This window comes from Algoriphagus aquimarinus (genome assembly GCF_007997215.1).
GTDB lineage: Bacteria > Bacteroidota > Bacteroidia > Cytophagales > Cyclobacteriaceae > Algoriphagus > Algoriphagus aquimarinus_A.
In genome coordinates this window covers 17,478-29,360 of record NZ_VORW01000006.1, presented here as the reverse complement: position 1 = coordinate 29,360, position 11,883 = coordinate 17,478, and the positions used below count along the sequence as shown (strand labels likewise).

Sequence of the window (11,883 nt, the reverse complement as noted above, 5' to 3'; positions counted from 1 at the left end):
CTAGCCTAACTATAGATCTCAATAAAGGTTTTGGTTAACACTGGCGTAAACAGTACTCCCAGGTTTCTATTCAGGGCAGATCTCCTCTAGACGTAGCTTTAAGGAGATTATGATAGCAGCTTTCTATCTGATAAATTACCTTTTAGTTTGCATAGAGACATTTCATTGGGTAGTTGAAAATCTTATTTACTTACTTTCAATAAGAAGAAAACCCAGATCCGAAATGGTTAAAATTCCTAAACCCCAACTACATTTACCAAGAAATCCGGAAATTGAAAGCATTAGTATTTGAGAGTAAAAACTAAAAATGTCCAGCTTCTGGAGAAGCAGGACAACCGCGAAAATCATGTCCAGCTTCTGGAGAAGCAAGACAACTGTATCCATCATATGCTAGAAATCCAGCACTTCAAAAAAACATACCCAACGGGCTTTCAAATGGAGATTGACTCACTCCATTTGAGCAAAGGCATACATCTGATCAAAGGCGAAAATGGCTCAGGAAAGTCTACTTTGCTAAAGGCCATTGCCGGAATTCATGACTTTGAAGGCGAGATTATGTTGGATGGCGTTTCACTTAAAAAGGACCCAATCCCCTTTCGCAAGCTTGTCAATTACTCAGAAGCAGAACCCCTATTTCCGGATTTCCTAAGTTTGGATGAGTTGATAGCTTTTGTCTCCAAAACCAAAGGAGCTGACGATTTGCAGATTGACTCTATGAAAGAGATCCTGGGGATCGGTGACTATTCCAAAAACACTATTTCTACCTATTCCTCTGGAATGCTGAAAAAAGCAGGATTGATTTTAGCTTTTCTGGGCAAACCCAGCTTGATCATTCTAGACGAACCCTACACTACTATCGATGTGGGTTCGCAGAAGCGACTTACCGAACTGGTAAAACGTGAAATGGAACGGGGAGTAAGCTTTCTGCTCACTTCGCATATCGCTGATTTCGAAGAGTTTTTTGCTTATGATTCTGTACTCACTATCGCTGATGGCAACCTGATCCAAAGTCATGAATGAGCTATTTTTCAAGACTTTTGTAATCACTTTCTACCGGGCTTTTCTGGGCTTTTTCATATTGGTCATCCTGGTTTTTGGTGTCTTTATGGAAATGAAGCAACACCTCATGATAGCCGAACGAATCCTCCAGAATTCTACAGGTTTTTATGCTATCCTGTTAATTTTCCTGGGCTATGCTCTCGCCCAAAAACGATTTCAGATTAGACTCCTCAATGACAAGCATTATAGAATCTTTCATCAGCTAGGCTTTTTCACTTGGCCCCAACTTGGCCGAAACTTCCTGCCCTTTTGGCTAGCAAATCATGCCCTGATTTTAGCCTATTCGGTTTTGCTCACTTATGTAGGAATCGGTATTCGCACAGGAGGAAAGCTTGGGATACTTTGGCTATTTCTCATTGGTATTTTCTTGGCTGATATCACTCTCCTTTATTTCAAACTCAAGAAACCTTTCCCAGAAAGCACACGAGTTAGATCTGCCATTTTCAAGAAGCTGAAGTTTGAATTTTGGTTTTTGATGCATTTGAGAGAAAACAGAACGCTGCTAATTCTGGGAGTGAAAGTCATCAGCATCCTTTTGCTGAATGGGTTCTTCTACATTTTTCACTCTGGAGAATTTGATCTGCGATGGCTGGAGTTCGGCTTACTATGCGCTGCCTATGTTCATTTCCCACTTTGGCTGGAGAAAGATGGGTTTGAATCAGAACAACTGAGCTATTTCCGCAACATGCCGATCAGCTACCCAAAAAAGTTGTGGCAACATACCCTATCAATAGTCCTTATTCTTTTTCCTGAAATAGCCTTGGTAGTCTATAAATATGGGGCTATTGAAAACCTATCTGAATCATTCTTTTTACTCATTCTTTTGATCTCGATAAACATGGGATTGTATGGACTCATCAAGTTAAGAGATAATCAAGAAAGAGCTCTAAAATCATCCTATTTGGCTTTTTTCTTTCTATTTCTCCTCGTGATTTTCGGAGTTCATCCAGCTATCCTTTCAGTTATTTGCGTACTTCCATTTTTGATCTCCATACGATCAGGGTATTCAGTCTGAGACTCATGCTTTAAAGTCAGAACCGGATCTTAGTATTGCGTAGATCATCATAAACAAACTTTGCTTCACCATCTTGAATTCCCCATTTTTGGTGAGAATAAAACTTCTTACATATGCGATTGTACTTAACCCTATTTTTTCTTTTTAGTATGTCCTTTCTTTTTGCTCAGGAATCTCTTGTTTTTGAAGGCGGAAAAGAAGGGCATGCGAGATACAGAATCCCAGCCATTATTAGCCTGCCAAACGGCGAACTTTTGGCTTTTGCGGAAGGCAGAGTTAAAGGATCCAGTGATTACGGAGATATTAATCTTGTGCTGAAAAGAAGTAAGGATCAAGGTGAAAAATGGTCTCCTCTCCAAACCATTGTCGATTTCGATAGCATCCAAGCAGGCAACCCCGCACCAGTGCTCGATCTGTTTGATCCAGCTTATCCGAATGGGGTCGTTTTTCTATTTTACAACACCGGAAATAATCATGAATATGAAGTTCGGATGAACAAAGGCGTACGGGAAGTCTGGATGATCAAATCTTTTGACCTAGGCTCAACTTGGGATGAGCCTATCAATATCACCAGCCAAGTACACAAGCCAAACAACCCTGATTTCAATCCTGCCTATACAAACTCCGCCGACTGGAGACACTATGCCAATACGCCTGGGCATGCCTTCCAATTTCAAAACGGAGAATATCAAGGCAGAATATATGTCGCAGCTAACCACTCATCCGGAGATGCCAAATCCGATTGGTCGGATTATAAAGCGCACGGTTTCTATACAGACGACCATGGCAAGACCTTCAAAATCTCCGAATCAATTGAAATCCCTGGATCAAATGAATCTATAGCCGCCGAACTTCCCGATGGCAAAATGATCATGAGCACTCGAAATCAACGTGGAGATATCCGTCAAAGAATTCTTGCCTATTCTGAAGATGGAGGTGCTACTTGGTCGGAGCAATATTTTGAGGAAAACCTACCCGATCCAGTATGTCAAGCTTCCATACTTTCATTCGAAGATTCAGATGGCAGCACCATTTTGGCACATGCGAATAATGCAAATACTAGTCAACGAAATGACCTCACTGTCAAATTCAGCTCGGATCTCGGTAAGACTTGGATAGAACCTGTTTTGATCGACCGCAAGGATATTTCAGGCAATACTTCTTGGACAGCTTACAGCGACTTGGTTTGGCTTGGGGGAAAAGAGTTAGGAATTCTCTACGAGCGGAACGATTACATGCAGATTGTTTTCAAGAAAATCCTGAAATAGAAGCAGAAAAAATGCTTTTAGAAGCAAAGGATGACTTTTGTCATGGGTTGCTAAATAGAATTGAAATAAGTTTCCATTCTAAAAAACACCCAATATGATAACCCCTACTAACTTCGGCCGTATTTCCCTTTTCATCATCTATTTCTGGTTTGGAATCCTCAAAGTCATCGGGATATCACCTGCTGAAGGATTGGTGGAAAATCTATTCGTAGAAACCTTTGGCTCCTTTATAGACTTCAAGATTTTCTGCCTTGGATTTGGGGCCTTCGAATGCTTCATAGGCATACTTTGGCTTTTCCCAAAAATGACCAAACTGGCTTTCTATCTATTGATTGCTCACATGATTAGCACATTTTTACCCGTGTTGATTTTGCCGGAGGCGATTTGGCAAGCTTGGTTCACTCCTACTTTAGTCGGGCAGTATATCATCAAGAACTTCGCTCTTATTTCTTTGGCTTGGTTTATTCTAAAAACCTACCCTAGACTAAGTACTCTAACAAGCGAGGTAAAATTGGAAGATAGTTTTGATAAGATCCTTGTCAAATAATTCCAAAGGTTAATTACTTCATACATCTATCAATGGAGTTAGGGTTATTCTATATCTTTTGGAAAGAAACCCAAGTAAACCATGAAATCAACTTCCCTCAAACTCCTTATTGTCTGTTATGGAATTTTACTTTTTGTGGCATGTTCTGCTCCTGAGGAAAAGACCACGGAAGACACACAGACTAGATCTGACACCTTATTGAAGGATTATGTCAATGGTCCTAGCCCGGATTTTTCTTACGAAATCGTCCACTCGGTGCCTGGCGAGGAATATGACTTTCATGTGCTGCGGATGGTTTCACAAAACTGGCTAACCACTGCTGAAGTCGATCAAACCGAGTGGTGGCATTGGATCTCAGTGGTGGTGCCAAAGAATACGACATTCACCACGAGCCTCATGTGGATCGGTGGAGGAAGTACAAATACTAAGATGCCTGAGAAACCAGATGCCTTGATTTTAGCGGCTGCGATGCAGACCAATTCTATCGTGGCGCAAATTCATAATATCCCTTTTCAGCCTTTAACTTTTGTAAATGATCCCTTGGGAAAGCGAACGGAAGATGCAATTATCGCGTACGGCTGGCGCAAATTTCTCGAAGGCGGAGCCAAAGATGAAGATGCAATCTGGCTGGCAAGATTCCCGATGACCAAAGCTGTGAAACTAGGAATGGATGCGGTGACGGACGCGGTAGAGAAGAATTACCAAAAGAAGCTTGATTCCTTTGTAGTCGGTGGAGCTTCCAAAAGAGGCTGGACTACCTGGACTACAGCGGCCACAGATGACCGAGTGGTTGCAATTATCCCAGTAGTGATCGACATGCTCAATCTCGATGAATCCTTTGCGCATCATTGGAAAAACTACGGCTTCTGGGCTCCTGCTGTCAGCGAATATGTGGAAGAAGGTGTGATGGATTGGATGGGGACTCCGGAGTTTGACCGACTGCTGGAGATTACCGACCCCTATACCTTTAAGGCTGATTTAGATATGCCCAAGCTTCTAATCAATGCAGCCGGAGATCAGTTTTTCCAGCCAGACAGCTGGGAGTTTTATTGGAATGAACTAGTCGGCGAAAAGCACATGCAATACGTACCGAATTCTGGGCATGATGTATCCGAATCTGATGCGCTGCCAAATATGATCGCCTTTTATGCTTCGGTTTTGAATAAAACTGCAAGACCAAAATACGACTGGAAAGTTTCCGATGATAAAATCCAATTAACACTCGATCCAGCAGATAAGCCTATCTCCGTCAAGGCTTGGACCGCCTATAATCCAGAAGCCCGTGACTTCCGAGTGGATGAGTTTGGGCCAAATTGGAAAGCTGAAGAAATGCAGATCAACGAATCCGGCACCTATGAATTGGCTCTCGAAACTCCCGAATCGGGTTTTAAAGGATATTTCATCGAAGTGACTTTTGCAGGAAAAACTCCACTGAAAATCACTAGTGGCGTAGAAGTAATGCCAAGAACTTATCCTTTCCCTGAATACGAACCAAAAGAGATCTTGGAGGCCGTAGGGAATTGAATCAAAGGGGTGAGATTTAATTTCACCCCACCAACTCCTTTTCTATCTCTTCCAAGGACTTGCCTTTCGTCTCAGGCAACACATAGTAAATCACCAGGAACCCAACCGCACAGATTGCACCATAGAGCCAGAAGTTATTTGCCCAACCTAGATTCTCACGGATCGCTGGAAAGAAATAAGTCAAGGTGAAGTTCCCAATCCAGTGCGCAAGCGCTCCTATGGAAATCGCAGCGCCACGGATTCTTGTCGGGAAAATCTCTGAAAGCACTACCCAAAGCAAGGGTGCCAAGGTGAAGGAATAAAACATCACATTGGTCAATACTGCAAATACTACTGCATTTCCGCCAAGATCGATGTAGAAAAAGTAGCCAATCAGACCATACAAAATCGCCATCGCAGAAGTACCGATCAGCAGGAGTTTCTTCCTGCCAAATCTATCCACTGTGAAAATGGTGATGAACACCGATAGCACCATCACTCCCCCAATCACCACTATATTCAGCATCATCTGCTTGAGATTATAACCTGCCGCCTGGAAGATATCCGCAGCGTAATAGATCACAACATTGATCCCGCTCCACTGCTGGAGAAAAGCCAGGAAAATACCGATTCCCAAAAGCTTCATAATTCGCTTCTGGAACAATTCCTTCAGATTCACATGCCCAAAATCACCTTCCTTCAAGGTAGTTTTCACCTCGGCGATAGAGTCTTCGGCATAGGCATTCCCTCCGATTCTTTGGAGAATGATACGCGCTCGACTTTCTTCCTTATTCTTGATCAACCAAGGCACGGACTCAGGTACAAAAAACATCAACACAAAAAACAAGAGCGCTGGAATAGCCTCAGCGGCAAACATCCATCTCCAGCCATTTTGCCCAGACCAACTCGCCGCGATCATCTCGAACGTTGCATCATCAGCCAATTGGGTATCCGCAAGCGATATTTGCCAATTGACCAACTGAGCCAGCAAAACTCCGATCATGATTAGCAGCTGATTGATCGTCACCATTTTTCCGCGTTTCTCTGGAGGCGAAAGTTCTGCGATGTAGAGCGGTGAGAGGTTTAGCGCTACTCCCATCGCCACGCCACCAATGATTCTGTAGAAATTGAATTCCCAGAAAGTCCCAGCCAAAGCAGTTCCTATAGCCGATATGGAAAACAATAAACCAGAGGCAATCAGTAATCTTTTCCTTCCTAACTTATCCGAAATCAAGATGCAAATCCCCGCTCCGATCATGCACCCTATCAACGCTGAGCTTGTTCCCCAACCCTGATCGCCCACCGAAGTAATATTAAAAAAAGGTTCGTAAAATGGCTTTGCCCCTCCTATCACCACCCAATCGTACCCAAATAAAAACCCTCCCAATGCTGCAGTGAGGCTAATCAGCCAAAGGTAAGTTTGGTTGTAAGTATAGGTAGTCTTCATGGGATCAGGTTAGGGTTTGGGAAAAAGCATAAAATCGAAGCGATAAAATAGGGCTTTTTATGATTTCAGCAATCCTGTACTTCCTCTGGAAGAAACCGTCAAAGAAGTATAGCTGTAAGTGAGAATCATAGAAAAAGGTACTAAACTAGTTGATCTACGCTATAAAAAAGCATAAAATACCCTGTGTAGGGTATGAATTTAAAGTCAAAACTTCCTTTCTTAGAGGACGGAATCTTCAAGCTATGAAAGTTGAGATTTTGGGGAGAATAAAATAAAAGATATATAGAAAATATTCACAACTATTTGTGTTTGCACAGATGTCAGGTTTCATGTTAAAGACCACACCATGAAAGAAAAAGAATTTATACAAGGGACATTATTTGAAGACGACTATTTAGTGAGAACACTTGGTAGTTTGGGGACACAACCTGAAATTGCCTTAACTGAATTAGTTGCAAACGCATGGGATGCGGGAGCAACTCAAGTTGACATTTTTATACCTGAAGAGAAAGGTCAAAAACTTACAATTCAAGACAACGGGACAGGTTTGACTAAAGATGAATTCTATAATAGATGGATGAAGCTGAGTTATAATAGACTTAAGCACCAAGGAAAATTAGTAGAGTTCCCAAATGGAGTAGACTTAAAAAGATATGCATATGGACGGAATGGAGTTGGACGACATGGAATGTTGTGTTTCAATAGCGAATATCAAGTAATTACTAATAAAAATGGTATTGAGTCCACTTTCACACTAACAACAAAAAGCGAAAAACAACCTTTCATTATAAAAGAAGAATTATTCAAAAAATCTAAGGAAATTGGAACTCGCCTAGAAGTTATCGTTGACAAAAATCTCCCAAATACACTGACTATACTAGAAGTAATATCAGCTAGATTTTTACACGACCCTAAATTTTTTGTTTCAATCAATAGACAAACAATTCAATTAGAAGAACACAAAGGATTAATTGAATCAAATCCAGTTGAAGTTGACGACATTAAACTTCAAGTAAACTTAATTGATTCTAAAAAGTCTAGAAAATCAACACTTTATCAAGGAATAGCGATTTGGCAAGGCGGACGACTTGTAGGTGAACCCTCATGGATTCTTGGCAATATCATGGTTTTAGATGGAAGGTCAAAAGAAGCAAAACGTTATACTGTTGTTGTCGAGACCACTGACTTAGCTGACTTTATTAAGGAAGATTGGACAGGGTTCAAGAAGGACGATAAGCTTGAAAAAGTTTATGAAGCAATAAGTGAAGAAGTTCAAAAAATGTTTTCTAAAATCGCCCATGAAAACATTGAAGAAACAACAAAACAGATTAAAAGCCAATACAAAAAACAATACAATGAATTAAGCCCACTAGGTAAATATGAATTTAATGAAGCTATACAACACATTTCAATTACTAGCCCGACCGCTAAAGATGAATCTATTTCATTAGCATTAGAAACTGTTTTAAAACTAGAGAAAACAAGAAGTGGAAGTGAACTCCTTCAAAAACTTTCAAATTTATCCCACGAAGACATTGAAGGCCTAAATAAACTGTTAGATAATTGGAGCATAAAAGATGCGTTGACAGTCCTTGATGAAATTGATAAAAGAATTTCAGTTATTGAAGCAATTAGAAAATTGTCTTCTGATTCCAGTGTAGATGAATTACATGTTTTACACCCACTAATTGCTAGTGCTAGATGGATTTTTGGCCCTGAATATGACTCACCAGAATATTCTTCAAACAGCCAACTACATACAACAGTTGAAAAGGTCTTCGGGAAAAAGATTGATAAGAACATTTTCAACAATAATAAAAAACGACCTGATATTGTGGTTATGGGTAATTCTACATTTTCATTTACCGGGACAACGGATTTTGACCATGACAACGGATTGAGTTCGATAAGAAAAATTTTAATAATTGAATTAAAACGTGGGGGATTTAAAATCGGGCGAGATGAAAGAAACCAAGCAGTTGGTTACATTGAAGATTTTTCAAATTGTGGGACAATAATTGGTAATCCTTATATCAATGCTTTTGTTGTTGGTGAGTCATTTAGCGAAAAGGTTCAGCCATTTCAAACTATTGAAAATGATCATAAAGTTGAAATCGGGAAGGTTCATATTTGTTTATTTTCTCAAATTGTTGACTCCTCCGAAAAGAGACTATTCAATCTTAGAGAGCGACTAAATGAAAGATATTCAGACATTGCGGGAATTGACCTATTTCACCAACAAAAAAGACTTGCGATTTGACCCCGAGAAAAGAAACACGAACGCCCAACAGCACCTATCCAAAAGTGGCGGTTCAGTGGTTAAATCAAGCTTTGTGCTTCGTATCAAGCTTTGTGCTTCGTATCAAGTTTTGTGGTGGCAGACAGTTTTCGTCTCCGAAATCGCCAACTTCTTGTAGTTGTAAAACGTTACTCCTCTTTATAAATGGAAAGAACCGAAAAAGACATAGTAAAGCTGCACAGCAATCATTTCTTTAAGGAATTCACCTTTGGAAAGAACAAATTTATTGGACATTCCAAAGGACAAGAACTTGAATTTGCAGATAATGTAGTTTGGATAGATCAATTTTTTCTCGTTTTCCAAATCAAGGATAGAAACATTGAAAAAGAAAGTAATTTTGAGAATTGGTTTAAAAGCAAAATTCTTAGAAAAGCTGTTCAACAAATTAAGAAGACGATATCATACTTAGATGAATTCGATGAAATTCTAATTGAAAATGAGCGAGGTGTATTACATGATATTGCCAAAGCGAAAGGCCAAAATCCATTAAAATTAATTGTCTATAATCCTGGACACAACTTTGACAATAAATTAAGAAACCAAAAATCGTATTTAAGTTCGAAAATTGGCCATATTCATTTATTGCACATTGAAGACTATAATCTCATTTGCGAATCCTTAATTACACCATATGAAATTCAAGAATATCTGAATTTCAGAGAGCAATTAATAAGAAGAAATGGTGAAAATTTAAACTCATTAAAAGAGCAATACATACTTAAACACTATTTCATAGATCATACCGACACTAATATCAATTTAGATTATAATCGAAAAGAGGTAAACATCATTTTTAATATTGATGAGTTTGACATATCATCAATAATTCAAGATTTCAACAAGAAGATACTATTGACATCTGGAAAAAATGATTACTACTATATTATAAAAGAATTGGCAAAACTACATAGGTCTGATTTAAAGCATTTTAAGGAAAGATTATCATTAGCTATTAATAAAAGTAAACAGCAAGAATTTGATATTCCATATAGGATGACATCTTCGGAATCGAATTGTGGATTTGTATTCATCCCTCTTGAATTTGAGCGAAAGGAAAACGTGAAAAATGCCTTGACAAACTTCACAAATATTCATATGTATGATCAACGGTTAGATAAAGGAATAGGAATGATTAGTTACTTCAATCCGATCGAAAAGTACTTTGATATTTACTGGATGTATATAGATCAAAAATGGATAGAAGACAAAGACTATGAGAAATTAATTTATAAGGACTTTCCATTAAGAAAAGTAAAAGCCAAAATGGATTATCGATATTACATGAAAGATAAATAAGAAACGAGTAGTAATCGAGTAAACGTCCTCGCCAACCGTTAAGTTAGCGAGGTGCGCCTCTCACACCACCGTACGTACGGGTCTCGTATACGGCGGTTCGTAAAGCATAGCATCATCGCAATAGGATTCAGATACTTATCGATCACCTCACCGATCTTCGCTCCGGGACACCAGGTATTCCAATCATGGATCTGGTTATCATTTTCAGGATTCTTGAGTTTGGCGGTGGCATCCGTGTAAATCACCGTCATTACTTTTCGCATTTCATGTGTTTATAATTTGATTTTAATTGGCCACATAGCCTGTCCCGATTTTTCTTCGGGAGAATCTCGCATATCAGATAATCATATAAGTGTGTGACGCTTGAGTCATGCATGTCTGCCTCAGCCAGGCTCGATTTGATCTGTTTGATTGGCGCCTGCTCGGTGAAACACCCAGCCTGAGTTAAAGCTCACCTCTCCCAAGTCGAATGCTTCGATCACATGATCAAAGTTGTTGATACGAAGATTCTGCTTGATTTTCAGCTCAGAATCATCCCCTATCTGTAGGTCTCTTCCCAATATAAATTTTTGAAATTGATTCGATTTTGATGTAAATTAGCACCAAATCAAAAAATATCATTATGGCAAGGCAGAGCATTTCATTTACAGAACCAAATGATAAATGGTTAAAAACGCAGGTTGACAATCAGGAATATTCCAGCAAAAGTGAACTTGTGAATGACTTAATAAGACAAGCGAGAAATCAGCAAATCGAAATAGACTGGATTAAAGCTAAATTAGAAAAAGCAGAAAATAGTGGCTTTACCGATGATAGTAAGGAGCAAATTTTAGCTCAAGCCAAGTCTTTAAATGAGTAGTTACAAGCTTAGTAATGTTGCTAAGGAAGACCTGATACGTATTCACAGCTACGGGGTCAAGCAATTTGGAATGACACAAGCCGACAAATATTTTAATACTTTTTTCGAATATTTTGATCTCATAGCACAAAGCCCTTATTCCTTCGAATCGGTGGATTTTATAAAGGAGGGGTATCGCCGATGTGTTTGTGGTTCTGACAGTATTTATTACAGGATAACTAATAATAGGATTGAAATAATGGCAATCGTTGGTAGACAGAATTTGAAAAACATACTGTAAACATTCCGGACAAAATCATACCACCAAAACAGGCCTTAACAAATAGGTCATAAATTGAACCCGAAGGCTTGAGAATACTTTTTCCGAATCACCCCGCCAAAGGATTCAATTCCGTATCAATCAACTCTCCGATTTTCGCGCCTGGCCACCAGGTATTCCAATCATTGATCTGATTATCATTTTCAGGATTTTTAATTTTGGCGGTGGCACCCATCACCTTCTACGTTGTACTTCATCCAAAAAAAAAATGTTTGGCAGACACCTGATTAAACCCCAAATTTATCAGGCTATACCCTTACTTTTTATACTA

12 protein-coding genes are annotated in these 11,883 nt (G+C 39.4%); 9 read left to right on the top strand and 3 right to left on the bottom strand.

Annotated elements, in window-relative coordinates; genetic code table 11:
• Positions 1–288: 288 nt before the first annotated feature.
• From ESV85_RS11455 to ESV85_RS11435, 5 genes are all read left to right on the top strand, one after another.
• Positions 289–1,020 carry an ABC transporter ATP-binding protein gene (locus tag ESV85_RS11455; RefSeq protein WP_146917706.1) on the top strand — a complete coding sequence of 244 codons (732 nt, stop codon included), beginning with the start codon at positions 289–291 and terminating at the stop codon, positions 1,018–1,020.
• Positions 1,013–2,074: a hypothetical protein gene (locus ESV85_RS11450; protein ID WP_146917705.1), complete on the top strand. Its 1,062-nt coding sequence runs from the start codon at positions 1,013–1,015 to the stop codon at positions 2,072–2,074. Before ESV85_RS11455 ends, ESV85_RS11450 begins: the two co-directional genes overlap by 8 nt.
• A gap of 113 nt (positions 2,075–2,187) precedes the next feature.
• Positions 2,188–3,342, top strand: coding sequence for a sialidase family protein (locus ESV85_RS11445; protein ID WP_146917703.1), 1,155 nt, complete (start codon positions 2,188–2,190; stop codon positions 3,340–3,342).
• Between the two features lie 94 nt (positions 3,343–3,436).
• Positions 3,437–3,889 (top strand): hypothetical protein, encoded by a 453-nt coding sequence (locus ESV85_RS11440; protein ID WP_191321989.1) that lies wholly within the window; start codon positions 3,437–3,439, stop codon positions 3,887–3,889.
• Positions 3,890–3,970: 81 nt separating this feature from the next.
• Entirely contained in the window at positions 3,971–5,413 is a 1,443-nt protein-coding gene (locus ESV85_RS11435) for a PhoPQ-activated pathogenicity-related family protein (protein WP_146917701.1), read from the top strand.
• Positions 5,414–5,435: 22 nt separating this feature from the next.
• Here the strand turns inward: ESV85_RS11435 and ESV85_RS11430 are convergent, their stop codons facing one another.
• On the bottom strand, positions 5,436–6,839 hold the full coding sequence (locus ESV85_RS11430; RefSeq protein WP_146917699.1) for a sugar porter family MFS transporter: 1,404 nt from the start codon (positions 6,837–6,839) through the stop codon (positions 5,436–5,438).
• 346 nt (positions 6,840–7,185) lie between these two features.
• On the opposite strand from ESV85_RS11430, the gene ESV85_RS11425 reads away from it, so the two are divergent.
• Together ESV85_RS11425 and ESV85_RS11415 are read left to right on the top strand one after the other, a co-directional pair.
• A complete protein-coding gene (locus ESV85_RS11425) occupies positions 7,186–9,099 on the top strand; it encodes an ATP-binding protein (protein WP_146917697.1) in 1,914 nt (637 codons plus the stop codon).
• Between the two features lie 183 nt (positions 9,100–9,282).
• Positions 9,283–10,434, top strand: a complete 1,152-nt coding sequence (locus ESV85_RS11415; RefSeq protein WP_146917695.1) for a hypothetical protein — start codon at positions 9,283–9,285, stop codon at positions 10,432–10,434.
• A gap of 383 nt (positions 10,435–10,817) precedes the next feature.
• On the opposite strand, the gene ESV85_RS11405 is transcribed toward ESV85_RS11415, so the two are convergent.
• Positions 10,818–10,994 carry a hypothetical protein gene (locus ESV85_RS11405; protein WP_223275980.1) on the bottom strand — a complete coding sequence of 59 codons (177 nt, stop codon included), beginning with the start codon at positions 10,992–10,994 and terminating at the stop codon, positions 10,818–10,820.
• Positions 10,995–11,056: 62 nt separating this feature from the next.
• Here ESV85_RS11405 and ESV85_RS11400 point away from each other — a divergent pair, with 62 nt between their 5' ends.
• Entirely contained in the window at positions 11,057–11,293 is a 237-nt protein-coding gene (locus ESV85_RS11400) for a type II toxin-antitoxin system ParD family antitoxin (RefSeq protein WP_146917693.1), read from the top strand.
• Positions 11,286–11,573, top strand: coding sequence for a type II toxin-antitoxin system RelE/ParE family toxin (locus ESV85_RS11395; RefSeq protein ID WP_146917691.1), 288 nt, complete (start codon positions 11,286–11,288; stop codon positions 11,571–11,573). Before ESV85_RS11400 ends, ESV85_RS11395 begins: the two co-directional genes overlap by 8 nt.
• Before the next feature lie 88 nt (positions 11,574–11,661).
• On the opposite strand, the gene ESV85_RS22650 is transcribed toward ESV85_RS11395, so the two are convergent.
• Positions 11,662–11,787, bottom strand: a complete 126-nt coding sequence (locus ESV85_RS22650; protein ID WP_262713336.1) for a hypothetical protein — start codon at positions 11,785–11,787, stop codon at positions 11,662–11,664.
• Positions 11,788–11,883: the final 96 nt, after the last annotated feature.

Excerpts from the sequence above, each read along its gene's own strand:
- ESV85_RS11450 (WP_146917705.1), top strand. The coding sequence starts at position 1,013 with ATGAATGAGCTATTTTTCAAGACTTTTGTAATCACTTTCTACCGGGCT.
- ESV85_RS11445 (WP_146917703.1), top strand. The coding sequence starts at position 2,188 with ATGCGATTGTACTTAACCCTATTTTTTCTTTTTAGTATGTCCTTTCTT.
- ESV85_RS11440 (WP_191321989.1), top strand. The coding sequence starts at position 3,437 with ATGATAACCCCTACTAACTTCGGCCGTATTTCCCTTTTCATCATCTAT.
- ESV85_RS11435 (WP_146917701.1), top strand. The coding sequence starts at position 3,971 with ATGAAATCAACTTCCCTCAAACTCCTTATTGTCTGTTATGGAATTTTA.
- ESV85_RS11430 (WP_146917699.1), bottom strand. The coding sequence starts at position 6,839 with ATGAAGACTACCTATACTTACAACCAAACTTACCTTTGGCTGATTAGC.
- ESV85_RS11425 (WP_146917697.1), top strand. The coding sequence starts at position 7,186 with ATGAAAGAAAAAGAATTTATACAAGGGACATTATTTGAAGACGACTAT.
- ESV85_RS11415 (WP_146917695.1), top strand. The coding sequence starts at position 9,283 with ATGGAAAGAACCGAAAAAGACATAGTAAAGCTGCACAGCAATCATTTC.
- ESV85_RS11400 (WP_146917693.1), top strand. The coding sequence starts at position 11,057 with ATGGCAAGGCAGAGCATTTCATTTACAGAACCAAATGATAAATGGTTA.
- ESV85_RS11395 (WP_146917691.1), top strand. The coding sequence starts at position 11,286 with ATGAGTAGTTACAAGCTTAGTAATGTTGCTAAGGAAGACCTGATACGT.
- ESV85_RS22650 (WP_262713336.1), bottom strand. The coding sequence starts at position 11,787 with ATGGGTGCCACCGCCAAAATTAAAAATCCTGAAAATGATAATCAGATC.